A 15,595-nucleotide genomic window follows, 5' to 3' on the forward strand; every position below is an offset into this window, starting at 1 on the left:
CTCGAGAGATCGCGGCGGTGGGCCCTGAACGGGTGAGGGGGTCCAGCCTCCAGGTGGAAAGTCCCGTTTGGTGCTTAATGTGAAACGCGCCCTTGCCGGTGGGGCAGGGCGGGGTGAAGCGCGATGTACGCAGGGGCGGCAGGAATGGCGCTGGTCGCCGTGGCGGTCGTGGCGGGCTGCTACCTGGCGCACCGTGCGCTGACGATCGCTCGACGGCCGCTGCTGGTCACGCCGTTCCAGTCCGGCTGGCGCCCCGAGGAGCACGCCCTGTCCCGGTACCACGTCCGTTGGTACCTGGCGACGGTGCTGTTCCTGGCGTTCGACGTGGAGATGCTGTTCATGTATCCGTGGGCGGTGGTCGTCGCCGAGCTGGGAGCCACCGCCGTGGTGGAGATGTTCGTCTTCCTGGCGGGTGTGCTCGTCGCGGTGGTGTGGGCCTGGCGGGAAGGCGCGCTGCGATGGGTGTGAGCGGCGCGCTGGCGCGGCTCGCCGTCCGGCACTCCCATCTGCTGGTCATCGAGGTGCCCGGGCACTGGCTGACCCGGGTCGCCGTGGAGCGGCTCGCGGGCGTCCGGGGGTGGCGCCTGGCGGTGTCGCCGGCGGACGCCGACATCCTGGCGGTGTGTGGATCGCCCGGACCGGAGCTGGCGCTGGTGGTGGCGAGCCTGTGGGAGCAACTGCCCGGGCCGCGGGCCCGGATTGATGTCGCCGCGCCGGATCTGGCGGCGGCGGCCCTGGACCAGGCGGAGGACCTGCTGCGGGATACCCCACGCCAACGCAGGGACGGTAGCGCCCGGGACGGGCAGGGGTGCGACGACGCTGCGGGCGGGGACATCGCCCTGGCATCCGGGGGCGAGGACCGTGACGGACTGGAGATGGACGTGCTGCACGTCCGGCTCGGCCCGGTGCTGCCGGATTGGCCGGCCGGCCTGGTCCTCCGCGCTCACCTGCACGGCGACCTCGTCGCCGAGGCACAGGCGGGGGTCGTTGACGCGGGGCGCGGCGGGCTCGCCGACGGTGACCACGCAGTGGGTGCTGACGACGCAGTGGGTGCTGACGTGGCGGGCGAGGCCAGCCCAGACGCCGCGGAGTTCGCTGCCCGACGGTGTGACAACGCGGCCCGGGTGCTCGCGCTGGCGGGCTGGCCGGACGCGGCCGGGTGGGCCCGCGCCGTCCGCGATCGGCTCTTGGCCGGCGAGCGCTCGGCGGCGATCACGGAGTTGGTGCGGCTGCGGCGCCGGGTACGCCGCTCGTGGCTGCTGCGCTGGTCGCTGCGGAGGGTGGGGCCACTGTGCCCCGGCGAACTGGTCCGGTTGGGGCTCGCCCCGGAGCTCACCGGTGACGTGTGGGATCGACTCAACGGCATGCTCGACCGGGCGGCCGTCGTGGCCGGTGGGTCCGCCGGTGTCGTGGTCAGGGTGCCGGTCACACCGCCGGCGGCGGTAGCCAGCGTGGTGTCCGGGTGGGACGTGGCCACCGCCCGGCTCATCGTGGCCAGCCTCGACATCGTTGCGCTGGGTGCGGTCCGAGATGGCTGAAGCGCCGACCGTGGTCTCCGGCAGTTGGGCACCGGCCGCGGCGGGGCTGCTGGGGACGCTCGCGGTCGCCGCGGCGCTGCTCGACGGCGTGCTGGCCGGGCGGGCCGCCGGGACCCGGTCCGGGATGGGGCGGCCGGTGGGTGAGGTGGCGCGGTTGCTGCGGCAGCGCCGGCGAACCATCGTCGGCGCGGACCGCCTGCTGTGGCGGATCGGCGGGGCGGGGCTACTCGGGATGGCGCTGATGATCGTCACCGTGGTGCCGCTCGGTCGGTGGACCCTGTTCGACCTGGCCGTCGGGGTGGTGTGGGTAAACGCGCTCGATGTCCTGGCGTGGGCGTTCGTCTGGCTGACCGGGTGGGGCGCCAACTCCGCGTACGCGATGGTCGGCGGCTACCGGTTCCTCGCCCACGGATTGGCGTACGAGTTGCCGTTGATGTTCGCGTTGGTGGCGCCGGCGGTCGCGGCGTCCAGTCTGCGGGTGGGAGAGGTCGCCGCGGCGCAGCAGGGGTTGTGGTTTGTGGTGTGGATGCCGGTGGCCTTCGTCGTCTACTGCCTCGGCGTGGTGGCGATCGCGGTCTGGGGGCCCTTCTCGCCGGCGCTCGGTCGCGACGTGGCGGGTGGGGTGACGGCGGAGCTCTCCGGTGTGGATCGGCTGCTGTTTCTGGCCGGACGGTACGCGCTGCTGGCGGCGGGTGCCGCCTTCGCCGTACCGATGTTCCTCGGTGGTGGGTCCGGCCCGCTGCTGCCGGCCTGGGCCTGGGTGCTGGTGAAGGCCACGGCGCTACTGGCGGGGTTGGTGTGGCTGCGCCGTCGGGTGCCCGCGCTGCGTCCGGACGTGTTCATGGAGGTGGGCTGGCTGGTGTTGCTGCCGGCGGTGCTGCTGCAGGACCTCCTCGTAGCCGTCGTCGTGATCGGGGGCTGAGGCATGCTCACCCACCTCGTCTTCTGGGGTCTCGCGGTCGTCGCGGTGCTCGCCGGGGTCGCCGTCTTCGTCGTCAACTCGATGGCCCGGGCCAGCTACTCCCTGGCGCTCTCCTTCATCGCGGTCGGTCTTCAGGTGCTTCTGCTGCAGCAGCTCTACGTCGGCGTGTTGGTCATCCTGATGATGGTGATGGAGATGGCGATCATGGCCGTCTACATGAACATGTTCATGGGAATGAATCCGGCGATGATGTCGATGAACATGGTCCACGGTGCTCGGCATGCCCTACCGGTGTCGGTCGGGGTGTTTCTGCTCCTGGCCGCCGGGGCGCTGTTCGCGCCGTGGCCGAGCCGTCGCGGCAGCCCACCGGCGGATGTCACCGCCGCCCTCGGCACGGAGCTGATGGGTCCGAAGATGTTGACCATGGCGGTGGTGGGCGTGGTCATGGCGGCCACCATCGTCAGCGGGGTCGTCCTGGCCGCGCACCGCACCCGCTACGACCGGCTCGGGGACGACCTTCGTCGGCCTCGGGCGGCCGATCCGCAGCCGGGGGGAGTCAGCCGGTGACGGTACGGACGGTGCTGCTGGTGGCCGCGGCCCTGATCTCCGTCGGGTTGTACGGCGCCCTGTCCCAACAGGTCGTGGTGATGGTGATGATGGGCCTGGAGCTGATGCTCAACGGCGTGATCCTGGCCGTGGCCGGACTGTGGTGGTTCTGCGCCCCCGACCCGTCCGGGCAGGTGCTGCTCCTGGTCGTCCTCGCGGCGATGACGGTGGAGATGGCGATGGGCTTCGCCGTCGCCACGTCGCTGCACCGGATCCGGCGGTCGGACCTGACCGACACGGCCGCGGACCTGACCGGATGACCGCGCTCGGGACGGCAGCGTTGTGGGCGGTGGTCGGCCTGCCCGCCACCGCCGGTGCCGTGCTGGTCGTCGCCCGGCCCCGGGACCGGGTCGCGGTGCGGGTCGCGTTGGCGGTCGCGGCCACGGCCGTGCTGCTGTCGGCGCTGGTCGCCGTCGCCCGGCCGACGGTGGCGGTGCCGTTCCTGGCCGGCGCGGATTTCGTCCTGACGGTGGATGGGCTGGCCGCGCTGGTCCTGCCGACGGTGCTGGTGGTGACGCTGCTGGTGCTGGTGGCCGCCGTCGGCGAGGCACTCACCCCGGCGGCGCGGTTCCACGGCCTGATGCTGTTGTTCGCCGCCGCGGCCGCGCTTACCGTCACGGCGGGCACCCTGCCGACGTTGCTCTTCGCCTGGGAGCTGATGGGCGCCGCGTCGTACGCGTTGATCGGGTTCTGGTGGTGGGACGAGGCCCGGGTCGCCGCCGGCCGCACGGCATTCGTCACCACCCGTACTGCGGATCTTGGCCTCTACCTGGCGGCCGGGGCGGCCCTGGCCGGTGGTGCGGGCCTGGCCCTGGCCGACCTCGCCGCCAGCAGCCCGGGATGGCGGCACGTGCTGGCGGCGGGAGTCCTGGTCGCGGCGCTCGGCAAGGCCGCGCAGCTACCGTTCTCCTTCTGGCTGTCCCGGGCGATGGCCGGGCCGAGCCCGGTCAGTGCGCTGCTGCACTCCGCGGCGATGGTGGCGTTGGGCGGCTACCTGCTCCTGCGGATGCAGCCGCTGCTGGCCGCCACCGGCTGGGCCCCGTGGGCGGCCATGTGGGTCGGTGCGGGGACCGCGCTGCTGCTCGGCGCGGTCGCGCTTACCCAGCCCGACCTCAAGCAACTCCTCGCCGCTTCCACCTGCGCGCAGCTCGGTTTCGTGGTGTTGGCGGCCGGGGCCGGTGCGGTAGCGGGTGGCGCCGCGCATCTGGTGGCGCACGCCGCGGTCAAGGCGCTGTTGTTCCTCGCCGCCGGGGCGTGGCTTGCCGCGCTGGGCACCAAACAGCTCGCCGGTCTGGCCGGGGTGGCCCGGCGGTGGTCGCTGGTCGGCTGGTCGGCCACGGTCGCGCTGCTGGCGTTGGCCGGGATCGCGCCGCTGTCGCTCTGGGCGACCAAGGACGCCATCCTCGCTGCCGCCCGCGAGGAGTCGCCGGCGCTGTACGCGGTCGGCCTCGCGGCCGCCGCGCTCTCCGCCGCCTACGCGGGGAAGGTTCTCGTCGTGCTCTGGCGGCGCGTCCCCGCCGACCAGCAGGGCGCGGTGGACGCGTACCGGGACCAGGAGGAGACCGGCACCGGGCGGATCCCCTGGGCCGGGTGGTTGCCGCTGCTGGTGCTGGCGGTCGCCGCCGCGGTCGCCGGGTTGCTGGCGCTGCCCCCGATCGGCGCCGTCGTCGCCCGCGCCGTCGGTCAGCCCGGCGGCTACCAGCCGGTTCCGGTGCCGGAACTGGCCGCGTCGGCGTTGATCGCCCTGGCGGCCCTCGTCGTCGTGGCGCGGTGGCGGGTGCCGGCACCCCGCTGGGCGCGGCGGTGGCTGGGCCTTCGACAGGCGGCGTCGGTGCTGGTGACGCGTCCGACCCTGGCGCTCGGTGCGGCGGCGGCCCGGTTCGACGACCGGGTGCTGGACCGGGGCGTCGCGCAGGCGGCGCGGGCCACGGTCGTCCTCGCCAGGCGGGCGGCTCGGGTCGACGAGCGCCGGGTCGACCGGACGGTGGAGGTTGTCGCGGCCGGGCTGCGGCGGCTGGGGCACCTCGCGCGCCGGCCGCAGACCGGGCAACTGCACCAGTACTACCTCCAGGCCGTGGTGGTGCTTGTCGTCGGTGCCGTCGTTCTCGTGGTGCTGGGGTAGCCGGATGCTGACCGTGATCGTCTTCCTGCCCCTGCTCGTCGCGGTGCTGCTGGCCGTCGTCCCCCGGTGTGGCGACGCCGCCGCACGCTGGGTCTGGGTGGGTGCGGCGACGGTCGAGCTGGCGTTGGTCGGCGTCGTCTGGGCGGGGTACGAGACACCGCCGCCGGGACAGCTGGCCTTCGCCGAACGGGCGGCGTGGATCCCCGGGGTGGGCAGTAGCTACCACCTCGGCGTGGACGGGCTCTCCCTGCCCCTGATGGCGATGACCGCGGTGGTCTTCCTCGCCTGCGCGGTGTACGCGCTGCGGGAGCGGCACCGCCCCCGCGTACAGGCGTCGCTCTTCCTGTTCCTGCAGAGCGTGTGCCTCGGGGTCTTCGCCGCGGCCGACCTGATCCTCTTCTTCGTCTTCTTCGACCTGTCCATCGTCGGGATGTACGCGGTGATCGCCGGCTGGGGGCACGGCGACCGGGCCCGGTCGGCGCTGAAGTTCTTCCTCTACACCTTCCTCGGCTCGCTGGCACTGCTCACCGGGTTCATCGGCCTGTACGCGGCCGCCGACCCGCACACCTTCGACATGCCGACCCTGACCGCGGAGAACCCGCTCGCGGGGCGCCCCCTGGCCGGCGGCCTGGTGCTCGCCGCGATCCTGATCGGCCTGGCGGTGAAGACCCCCACTGTGCCGTTTCACACCTGGTTGCCGCCAGCGCACACCGACGCTCCCGCGGTCGGCTCCGCCGTTCTGGCCGGGGTGCTGTTGAAGCTGGGTACCTACGGCTTCGTGCGGATCGCCGCACCGATGCTGCCCGAGGCGTGGCGGGGTTGGGCGTGGGTGATCGTCGCCGTCGGGGTGGTGTCGGTCCTCTACGGCGCGCTGGTCGCCCTGGCCCAGGCCAACCTCAAGCGAATGATCGCCTACACCTCGATCAATCACATGGGTTACGTCGTGCTCGCCGTTGGCGCCGCCGGCCTGGTCGGCGTGGACACCGTCGAACCGCGGGCGGTGGCGGTGACCGGTGCGGTCACCCAGATGGTCAGCCACGGTCTGATCACCGCCGCCCTGTTCCTGCTCGCCGGCGTCCTGTACGAGCGGGCCGGCAGTTATGACCTGCACGCGTACGGCGGTCTTGCCGCCCCGGCACCGGTGTTCGCCGCCCTCTTCGCCGTCGGTGCCTTCGCCTCCCTCGGCCTGCCGGCGTTCTCCGGCTTCATCGCCGAGTTTCAGGTCTTCGCCGGCAGCATCGCCACCGCCCCCGTGACGGCGGTGGCGCTGCTCGGCATCCTCATCACGGCCGCGTTGTTCCTCCGCGCCGGGCAGGCGTTGCTGACCGGCCCCACCGCCGGCTGTGCGAAGGGCTTCGGTGACCTGCGCGCCACCGAGCTGTGGTCGGTGGGGCCACTGCTGGCGTTGTCCCTGCTCATCGGGGTGCTTCCGCGCCCGCTGCTCGATCTCGTCGAGCCGGCTGCCCGTACCGTCGTTGACCTGCTCGGCCGGTGACTCAGGTGGCGTCGGAGATGATGCGCACCGAGCTGTTGCTGCCGGAGATGCTGCTCGCCGGCGGTGCGCTCGTCGTCCTGCTCGGCGGCTCGTTCACGCCCCGCCACCGGCAGTGGATCCTGCGGGGCGTCGCCGCCGCCGTCTGCGTCATGGTGATCACCACCGCGGCGGTCGCGCTCTCCGCTCCGGCCAACACCGCCTTCGACGGCTCCTACGCGGTCGACACCGGCACCGGCGTCGCCCGGATCCTCGCCGCCGCCGGCTGCCTCCTCGTCCTCGCCCTCGCCGGGGACGAGCTCGCCGGGTCGGCCCGGGAGAGCGACGCCTACGCGCTGCTGCTCTTCGCCGCCGCCGGGGCGGTGCTGCTCGCCGGCGCCACCGACCTGCTCGCCCTGGTCGTCGGCTTCCTGCTGGCCAGCATCCCGCTGTACGCGCTGATCGGCCTGGCCGGCACCGGCGCCGGTGCCGAAGCGGTGCTCAAGACATACCTCCTCGGCGCACTCTTCGGCATCCTGCTCCTGCTCGGGGTCACGCTGCTCGCCGGGATCACCGGCACCACGGCCTACGCCGAACTCGCCGCTCGGCTGCCGGACGCGCCGCGGTCGGTGGTCACCGCGGCCGTCGTCGCGGTGATCGGCGGGTTGATGTTCAAAGCCGGTGGATTTCCCGCGCACTTCTGGGTTCCCGACGCGGCCCAGGGCGGTACGGCCACGGCGGCGACGTTCCTCACCACCGTGCCCAAGATCGGCGCGTTGCTCGCGGTCCACCGGCTCGCCGAGGTCCTCCCCGGCTCCTCGAACTGGCCGGCGGTGGTGGCCACGCTGGCCGTGGCGTCCATGCTGCTGGGTAACCTCGCCGCGTACTGGCAGACCGACGTGCGGCGGCTGCTCGGCTGGTCAACGGTGAGCCAGGTCGGCTACCTGCTGGTGCCGGTGGTCGCCACCGGACGCAGCGACCTCGCCCAGCCGTCGTTGTTGGTCTATCTCGCCGGCTACACCGTCACCAACGTCGCCGCCTTCGCGGTCACCGCCGCGCTACCACGGCACCGCGACCGTACGTCCTGGCGCGGGGTGGCGGCGACCGCGCCGTGGCTGGCCGCCGCCCTGGTGGTGGCGCTGCTCGGTTTGGTCGGCACCCCGCCGACAGCGGTCTTCGTCGGGAAGCTGACCGCCGCGAGCGCCGCCTGGGACGGCGGGTACGCGTGGCTGGCGGTCGTCGTCTTCATCAACTCCGCGCTCAGCCTCTTCTACTACCTGCGGTGGCTGGTTCCGCTCTACCAGCCCTGGGCGGTCACCCCGCCGGACCGCCCAGGGCGATGGAGTACGACGGTGGCCGTCGTGGCGGCCGTACTCAGCCTCGCCGTCGGGGTCGCCGCCGGCCTGGGGTGGCGGGCCGCCGGCGGATAGCGAGCCGGAGCATGAGGTCAGCGGCGGAAGTCACTGGGCACAAACCGGCCGGGTTCATTGGGCACAGACCGACGGGGTTCACCGGGCGCCTACCGGCCGGTGAACCGTGGCGCCCGCTTGTCGAGGAATGCCTGCATCCCCTCCCGCTGGTCGGCGGTGCCGAACAGGGAGTGGAAGCTGCGTCGCTCAAAGCGGACCCCCTCCCGCAGGCCGGTCTCCAGCGCATGGTCAACCGCCTCGCAGGCGGCCGTGGTGGCCGCCTTGCCGAACCCGGCCACTGTCCGGGCCACCGCCTCCGCCTCCGCCAGCAGTTGGTCGGCCGGAACGACCCGGGAGACCAGGCCGCTGCGTTCGGCCTCCTCGGCAGTCATGAGCCGGCCGGTCAGAATCAGGTCCATGGCCTTGGCTTTGCCCACCAGCCGGGTCAGCCGCTGGGTGCCGCCGATGCCGGGGATCACGCCGAGTTTGATCTCCGGTTGGCCGAAGCGAGCCGTGTCGGCGGCGACGATGATGTCGCACATCATGGCCAGTTCACAGCCGCCGCCGAGGGCGTAGCCGGCGACCGCCGCCACGGTGGGCGTACGAAGCGCGGTGAACGCCTCCCAGCCGGCGAAGAAGTCCTCGACCACCATCTCCGCGGCCGACTTCGCCGCCATCTCCCGGATGTCCGCACCCGCCGCGAAGAACCGGTCGGTGCCGGTGAGGACGAAGCATCCGACGCCCGGGTCGGCATCCAGCGGCTGCAGCGTGGCCAGCAGTTCGGTCAGCAGTGCGGTGTTGAGCGCGTTTCGGGCGGCGGGCCGGTTCAGCCGTACGGTGACGACCCGGTCGGTCCGCTCCACGATGAGATTCACAGCCTTCTCTCCTTGTCGCTCAGGAGTCCCAGATGGCGCCGTAGGCGGGGATGCCTCGTTGCTCCAGCCCGTGGACGACCTGCCAGGTCAGCTTCTTGTTGGAGATGCAGATGACGGCTTCGGCCCCGTGTTCGCGGTAGGCGCGGTAGGCCAGGGCCACCATGTCGGGCTTGCCGTCGGTGGCGGTGTCCCAGATCATGGCGCCCGGCCGGGCGGTGCGAATCTCGTCGATCAACGCGTCGCCGTAGGTGGTCCGTGGGCTACGGACCGCCCAGACCAGGTGCGAGGGGACCTCATCTGCCAGCAGGTGGGGCAGCACCGGCCCGATCCCGCTGCCGGTGGCGACGTAGACCACCTTGGTGAAGAGCGTCTCGATGTTGGCCACCCCGGCGGTGGTGATGCCCTTGACCCACAGGTGGGACGGGGGGTCGTCAACGAGGGCGCCGGTCCAGTCGCCCGCGCGGGAGATGGTGATGCGGAAGCGTCGTCGCCCCGGCGCGGGAACGTTGGCGAACGAGTGCCACTCCAGCAGCGGGCTACGGCTGACCGCGGTGGAGGAGCCGGGGAAGGGAACCCGGCGTCGCTCGAGCTGGACCAGCGCGACGTGGTTGGACGGTCGTTCGACGGCCACGGGAACCCGGCGCAGCCGGAGCCACGGCAGGGCGACGCTGAACGTCATCAGGGCGAGCGCCCAGCTGCTCGGCGCGGTCAGCAGCGCGGTGGCGAGCGGTCGGGAACCCGGTTCCGCGGCGATCGTCAGGACTGTCAGCGTCCAGAACAGTGTCAGGGCCAGCCACCCGCCGAAGCGGTGGACCCGCTCGAACAGGTCGTGACGCCGGGCGCGTACCGGGGGCAGGGCGGTGCCGCAGACGGTGAGGAGTAGCGCAACCAACAGGTAGGTCACGACCAGGGTCGCGGGCAGGCCCGAGCCGTCCCGGCGGGCCTCGACGGTGGCGGTTGCGGTGTGGGCGAGGAACCACAGGGTCCCGGCGAGCGCGCCGCCGACGTGTAGCCCACCGAAGTGGTAGACCTTGCCGAGGGTCCGCCGGATGCGCAGGGGCCAGCTCGGTCGGGCCCGGGTGGCCAGCCAGAAGAACAGATTGATGACGTACTGCTGCCGGACGACGACGGCGAGGGTGAAGTTCGCCAAGGTCAGCCCGGCGAGCTGGGAGGTCGGTAGCTCGGTGGTGGACCATCCGCCGGTGCCGAGCCCGTACCCGGCCAGGCCGAGGTTCACGACGAGGACCACCGCGGCCAGCCGGTGATGGTGCATCAGGGCCGGGTGCGTGAAGATTCGCCGCGGCAGCGGAAGCCGCGGCGGCAGCGGGACGCCGCGGGCGGGGCGCGCCGAGTCCAGGGCTGCGCTGGTCGGTGGTGCGGGCGGCGTTTCGGTCAGCGGGGTGGTGGTCATCGCGTCACCTCCCGCTCGTGGTCGGCTACGAGCCGGCGGAGGGCGGTCTTGTCGATCTTTCCTCGGCTGGTCATGGGGAGTTCCGGCAGGGTGTGCACGGTCTCGGGTACGCAGTAGTACGGCAGCGCCTCGGAGACGGCCATCCGGGCGAGCTCGGGATCCACCTGGGTGGGTGCCACGAATGAGACGAGAGTGCGGTCGTCCAGTTTGATGGTCGCCGCCCGGGTGCACCCCGGTACCGCCTCCAGGATCGCCGACACCGAGTCCAACTCCACCCGAAAGCCGCGGACCTTTACCTGGTCGTCGGTCCGTCCGAAGTGTTCCAACTCGCCATCGGGGGTCCAGCGCCCCAGATCCCGGGTGCGGAACATCCGGCGGCCACCGCCGAGGAACGGGTCGAGGGCGTACCGCTCGGCGGTGAGCTGGGGGTTTCCGAGGTATCCCGCCGAGACGCAGTCACCCCCGGCCCACATCTCGCCGACCGTGCCGATCGGGCAGGGTCGAAGGTCGGCGTCGAGCACGTACACGGTGTTGTTGGGGGTTGGCCGGCCGATGGTCAGCCGCTCGGTGGTCGGGTGATGCCGGCTCATCGTGTTGACGATTGTGGTTTCGGTGGGGCCGCAGGAGTTGTAGAAGGAACAGACCGCGGACCAGGTGTCCGCGAGTGAGCGGGGGCAGGGCTCGCCGGCGACCGCCACGACCTTGACCCGGTGACACTGGAGTGGGTCGATCCGGCTGAGCACCGTGGGGGTCGCCACGATGACGTCCACGCGGGACATGGTCTCGGCGATGTCCCGGCCGCGGATGACGAGCGTGGCACCGTGGCTCAGCGCCCCCAGGATCTCCCAGGCGGCCATGTCGAAGGCGATGTTGAGAATCTGGCCGACCCGCCAACCCGGCTGGATGCCGAGGTCGCCGGGGGAGGTCAGCAGGATGTTGCAGATGTTGCGGTGGGTCACGACCACCCCGTTGGGTCGGCCGGTGCTGCCCGAGGTGAACAGCACGTAGCAGGGGTCGTCGGGCTGAACCGGTGTCGTCGGGGTGAAGCGACGGACGGAGCGTCCGGCGGGCTCCGCAGCGAGGCGGTCCAGGGCGATCACGACGTGGCCGTCGGGAACCGGAATGCGCTCGGCGGTGGCGGCGAGCGTCAGGATCACCCGGGTCTCGGCGGTCTGGATGACATGCTGCAACTGGGCCGCGGGCACGGAGTCGACGTGTTGCGGTACGTAGGCCGCGCCGGACTTCAAGGCCGCGATCAGGCCGACGACCATGGGGATCGACCGCCGGACGAAGAGCGCGACCCGGTCGCCGGGACGGACACCGGCGGCGGCGAGCCGGGCGGCCAACTGGTTGGCTCGCCGGTCCAGTTCGCGATAGGTGATGGTCTCGTCGCCGTGTTCGACGGCGACGGCGTCCGGAGTGACGGTGGCCCAGTACTCGAAGGCATGATGGATGTGGGAGTACGCGACGGATTCGGTGGGACCGTGACCGAAGCGTACGAATAGCTCGCGGTCGTGGGGCGGCAGTGTCGCCAGTGGTTCTGGCAGTTGGCGGGGCGGGGTGGGCGCGTTCGGGCGGCTGGTCGTTCGGGTCGAAGCGGTTGTTTCTCCGGTTGGGGCAGTCGAGATGCGCTGCATGGGTCCTACTTCCTGGCTTGGGTTCCAGACCGATGGCGACAGCGCGGGGTCGCCGCTTTCCAGAGAAGCGGACCAATCCTGAATGGTCAGCGTTCCTACCATTTACGTAAGTAAATGGTAAGGCATTGTGATATGTCTAGGAGGGTTTCCCACAAATATTGTCGGGTTTGTAAACGTAATCCCGGCAGTGCGGCGGTTGGCCGTCGATCATTCGAGTCCACGCAACCCGGATGATCTAGACGAGGCCGACCGCCGTTTCCATCAGCGACCCACCCGACGTGATTACACCCCCGTCGTCACTCCACGTCACATCGACGGTGCCCGGCGTGAACCGACTCGAACCCTATTGGGAGGTCCTCCGGACGCTACGCCGGAAGTAGCACCGCCGCGGTGTGGACCAGACCGTCAACGACGGCGAATCGGCCGGACACGGTGGCCGGTGGGGCGGGCACCGGGGCAGCGGCCACTCGCGCGGGGGCGATCCGGGCGGTGAACCGACCCGCCTCGGGATCCAGCGTCACCGTCGCGTCATGGAAGTCCAACCAGGTGCCGACGACCGGGTGCCAGACCTTGTAGACCGTCTCCTTCGCGCTGAACACCACGGTCGGCCAGGAGACGCCGCTGGGCAGCCGCGGAAACAGCGCCTCCTCCTCCGGCAGGCAGATCGCCGAGACCACCCCCGGGCTCAGCGGCCGGTGCTGCTCGGCGTCGAGGCCGACCGACCGGATCTCGTCGGCCCGGGCCACGGCGGCGGCGCAGTAGCCGCGGGTGTGGGTGATCGCCCCGACCACCCCGGCCGGCCAGACCGGCGCCCGGTTGGCGGCGGTGGGGACGGCGACCGGCGGCCGGCCGAGCACGGAGATGGCGCGGCGGGCGCAGACGCGACCGGCGGTGAATTCACGACGCCGGCTGGTCACAGCTCGATCGCCGAGGCCCGCTTGCTCCTCCGGCAACAGCACGCCCTCCCAGTCGGGCGGCTCCGCGACCACGACCGCGACGGCGGCAGGCAGCAGGTCACGCATCGACTACTCCGGTGCGGGTTCGCCGGCGGGAAGGTCCGCGCGGCGCAGCCAGCGTCTGCGTGAGGGCCATGGTTGCCCAAGGTAGCGCATTCGCGTTGCTGCTGCTGGAGCCCGAACCCCGAGCGGAAGCCCCGCCGCTGACTCGGGCGCGGTTGTTAGCGGCTCATTCGTCTCGACCGCAACTACGAATCGGCGTGGCGATCGTCGTAAATCTGACCCAACCCGGCCAGTTGTGCCATCGCTCTAAGCTGGTTAAGCTTCTACTGCGCGCTCCAATCGCCCGCTTCCCCCGTGGCAGGCGATCGGGGCGCGCTTTTCTTTGGCAGAGCCCACCCGTCTCGCATGCGGGCCCTTTCCGTTATTCCGGGCGCCGGCCCGACCGGAGCCGACCCGACCCAACGGGAGCCGACCCGACCCAACGGGAGCCGACCCGACCCAACCAGAGCCGGTCAGATCCATCGGCTGTCCAGCCACATCCGGTTGGACCAGCTGTCGTACGGAATCGGCTCACCCACGAAGATCGGATAGAAGTAGGCGAAGTTAAGCGCCACCAGCAGCACGAACCCTCCGGCGATGACGGCGCCGACGAGCCGTTGCCCCCCGTCGCCCGCTGCCGGTGTCTCCGGTGTGTACTCCGAAGCGGTCGCCGCTGGCGAGCCGATGATCACACCGAGTACGTAGGTCACGGCGAGCACCAGGAACGGGAGTGCCGGGGCGGTATAGAAGGAGAACATGGTGCGCCCGCTGTCCATCGCGTACCAGAACCAGGGCAGTAGCCCGGCCGCCACACAAAGCAGGATCGCCCCGGCCCGCCAGTCCCGTCGCGCGAGGCCCAGCCAGGCGAGTGCGGCCAGGGCGGGCAGGAAGGACCACCAGAGCAGCGGCGTGCCCAGCAGCAGCACCTCGGTGGCGCAGTTCGCCGCAGCACAAGGTCCCTCGCCCGACCAGTAGAACGCGACCGGCCGCGCCAGGAGGAGCCACTGCCAGGGCCAGGACTGGTACGTGTGCCCGTCGTCGAGCTGCCGGTGGAAGCCGTACGCCTGCCGGTGGTACTCGATCAGGTTCTGTAGCGCCCCGATGACGGGGGTGTCACTCAACGCGGCCTGCGGCCATCGCTGTGCGTCGGGCACCCGGTAGAACCCCTCGTCGCCCAGCAGCCACCCGGACCAGGTGGCGAGGTAGGTGACCACCATCAGTAGCCCGGCCAGCAGCAGCCAGGGTGTCTCGTCGAGCAGGGCGCGTCGCCACGGCCGGCGTACCCGGGCGGAGCGGCGGGCGCCGACCTCCCACAGGATCACCAGGAGCGCGAACACCGGGAGGAAGTACAGCGCACTCCACTTCACCGCGCAGGCGCAGCCGAACAGCACCCCGGCGGCCAGCCGCCACCACGGCCACCTCCGCCAGCCACCGGCGGGTCGGTCGGCGGCTGGCGGGTGGCCCGGGTTCAGCCCGGCGGTGAGGGTCTCCGCCCAGCGGCGACGCCGGGCGTCCCGGTCGAGAACCAGTGCGCCAAACGACGCCAGCACGAAGAAGAGCAGGAAGATGTCGAGCAGTGCGGTGCGGGACAGCACCAGGTGGAAGCCGTCCAGGGCCAGCAGTAGCCCGGCGGCGCAGCCGAGCACGGTGGAGCCGAACAGTCGGCGCGCGATTCGGACCAGCAGCAGCACCGAGAGGGTGCCGATCAGCGCCGCCGAGAATCGCCAGCCCACCTCGGGGACGGTGGTGATCAGGTGCCCGGCGGCGGCGACCCCCTGCTCGGTGTCGCGGTATCCGAAGGCCCACTCGCCGAGCCCGATGAGCCACTTGCCCAGGGGCGGGTGGACCACGTACGACGGGCCGTCGTCCTGGTAGTTCCACTCGACGCCCCGGTCGACCAGAGCCCAGCCCTCGCGGGCGTAGTAGACCTCGTCGAAGATCTTGCCGGGCGGGTTTCCGAGGTTGACGAAGCGCAGGACCGCCGCGATCGCGACGATCACCGCGGTGGCCAGCCAGGACCGCCGGTCGAGCCGGTTGTCAACGGTGGCCAGCCGGCGGCGGACGAGGTCGGGAAGGCCCTTGCCGGTGGGCAGGTTCCGGCCCGTCTGCTCGGGCTGTTCCGGCCCGGACTGGCCGGCGGGGTGCGCTGTTGACGCCTGGGTCACCCCGTGATCGTAGGCTGCGAAGGTGGGCCGGCGTGCCCACCGCCCTAAGCCGGACTTGTAACCGTCGATGAAGGAGCGTCCTTTCGTGGATGCGAAGTCCGATGTCGGGCGCTTGGTCCTGCTCGGCGCGCCGGTTCGGAAATCGGCCGACGACTCCGCCCGGCTCCGCGAGGTGCTCGCGACCGCTGACCTGGTGGCAGCCGAGGACACCCGCCGCCTGGCCCGGGAGCTCGAGGGTGACCGTTTCCGGGCGAATGGTCTCATATTTTGAGGGGAACGAGGAGCGCCGTACGCCGGAACTTGTCGAGGCGCTCCGCGCCGGCCGCAGCGTGGCCCTGATCACCGACGGCGGCATGCCCAGCGTCTCGGACCCGGGCTACCGGCTGGTCCGGGCGGCCGGTCGGGCCTGTTGGTTCGCGGCCCCGCGGCCGGGGTCACTAG

General features: G+C 71.7%; 13 protein-coding genes and 1 pseudogene. 9 read left to right on the top strand and 5 right to left on the bottom strand.

Features of this window, described 5'->3' with window-relative positions; translation table 11 throughout:
• The first annotated feature begins 144 nt into the window (after nucleotides 1–144).
• From T398_RS03305 to T398_RS03340, 8 genes are read left to right on the top strand one after another with little or no spacing between them, the layout of a single operon-like run.
• Nucleotides 145–468, top strand: a complete 324-nt coding sequence (locus T398_RS03305) for an NADH-quinone oxidoreductase subunit A (protein ID WP_496444922.1) — start codon at nucleotides 145–147, stop codon at nucleotides 466–468.
• Nucleotides 459–1,538 (top strand): hypothetical protein, encoded by a 1,080-nt coding sequence (locus T398_RS03310; RefSeq protein ID WP_496444411.1) that lies wholly within the window; start codon nucleotides 459–461, stop codon nucleotides 1,536–1,538. Before T398_RS03305 ends, T398_RS03310 begins: the two co-directional genes overlap by 10 nt.
• Nucleotides 1,531–2,460 carry a complex I subunit 1 family protein gene (locus tag T398_RS03315; protein ID WP_496444413.1) on the top strand — a complete coding sequence of 310 codons (930 nt, stop codon included), beginning with the start codon at nucleotides 1,531–1,533 and terminating at the stop codon, nucleotides 2,458–2,460. Before T398_RS03310 ends, T398_RS03315 begins: the two co-directional genes overlap by 8 nt.
• Nucleotides 2,461–2,463: 3 nt before the next feature.
• Nucleotides 2,464–3,027, top strand: coding sequence for an NADH:ubiquinone oxidoreductase subunit J (locus T398_RS03320; protein ID WP_496444415.1), 564 nt, complete (start codon nucleotides 2,464–2,466; stop codon nucleotides 3,025–3,027).
• Nucleotides 3,024–3,326 carry an NADH-quinone oxidoreductase subunit NuoK gene (locus tag T398_RS03325; protein ID WP_496444417.1) on the top strand — a complete coding sequence of 101 codons (303 nt, stop codon included), beginning with the start codon at nucleotides 3,024–3,026 and terminating at the stop codon, nucleotides 3,324–3,326. The genes T398_RS03320 and T398_RS03325 overlap by 4 nt, the downstream gene beginning before the upstream one ends.
• Nucleotides 3,323–5,188: a proton-conducting transporter transmembrane domain-containing protein gene (locus T398_RS03330; RefSeq protein WP_496444419.1), complete on the top strand. Its 1,866-nt coding sequence runs from the start codon at nucleotides 3,323–3,325 to the stop codon at nucleotides 5,186–5,188. The genes T398_RS03325 and T398_RS03330 overlap by 4 nt, the downstream gene beginning before the upstream one ends.
• A gap of 4 nt (nucleotides 5,189–5,192) precedes the next feature.
• Nucleotides 5,193–6,683, top strand: coding sequence for a complex I subunit 4 family protein (locus T398_RS03335; RefSeq protein ID WP_496444421.1), 1,491 nt, complete (start codon nucleotides 5,193–5,195; stop codon nucleotides 6,681–6,683).
• A 5-nt stretch (nucleotides 6,684–6,688) separates the two neighbouring features.
• Nucleotides 6,689–8,089, top strand: a complete 1,401-nt coding sequence (locus T398_RS03340) for an NADH-quinone oxidoreductase subunit N (protein ID WP_496444924.1) — start codon at nucleotides 6,689–6,691, stop codon at nucleotides 8,087–8,089.
• An 89-nt stretch (nucleotides 8,090–8,178) separates the two neighbouring features.
• Here the strand turns inward: T398_RS03340 and T398_RS03345 are convergent, their stop codons facing one another.
• From T398_RS03345 to T398_RS03365, 5 genes are all read right to left on the bottom strand, one after another.
• Nucleotides 8,179–8,943 (bottom strand): enoyl-CoA hydratase-related protein, encoded by a 765-nt coding sequence (locus T398_RS03345; protein WP_496444423.1) that lies wholly within the window; start codon nucleotides 8,941–8,943, stop codon nucleotides 8,179–8,181.
• Between the two features lie 19 nt (nucleotides 8,944–8,962).
• Entirely contained in the window at nucleotides 8,963–10,354 is a 1,392-nt protein-coding gene (locus T398_RS03350; protein ID WP_496444425.1) for a hypothetical protein, read from the bottom strand.
• The gene (locus T398_RS03355; protein ID WP_496444427.1) at nucleotides 10,351–11,991 is read right to left on the bottom strand and encodes an amino acid adenylation domain-containing protein; all 1,641 of its coding nucleotides are present in this window, start codon (nucleotides 11,989–11,991) and stop codon (nucleotides 10,351–10,353) included. Before T398_RS03355 ends, T398_RS03350 begins: the two co-directional genes overlap by 4 nt.
• Before the next feature lie 365 nt (nucleotides 11,992–12,356).
• Nucleotides 12,357–13,013 (bottom strand): 4'-phosphopantetheinyl transferase family protein, encoded by a 657-nt coding sequence (locus T398_RS03360; RefSeq protein WP_496444429.1) that lies wholly within the window; start codon nucleotides 13,011–13,013, stop codon nucleotides 12,357–12,359.
• A gap of 449 nt (nucleotides 13,014–13,462) precedes the next feature.
• Nucleotides 13,463–15,154 (bottom strand): dolichyl-phosphate-mannose--protein mannosyltransferase, encoded by a 1,692-nt coding sequence (locus T398_RS03365; RefSeq protein ID WP_496444431.1) that lies wholly within the window; start codon nucleotides 15,152–15,154, stop codon nucleotides 13,463–13,465.
• Between the two features lie 85 nt (nucleotides 15,155–15,239).
• Here T398_RS03365 and T398_RS03370 point away from each other — a divergent pair.
• Nucleotides 15,240–15,552 (top strand): annotated as a pseudogene (locus T398_RS03370) (SAM-dependent methyltransferase); the annotation flags it as partial.
• Nucleotides 15,553–15,595 lie beyond the last annotated feature (43 nt).

It is taken from the genome of Salinispora goodfellowii (assembly GCF_059570675.1).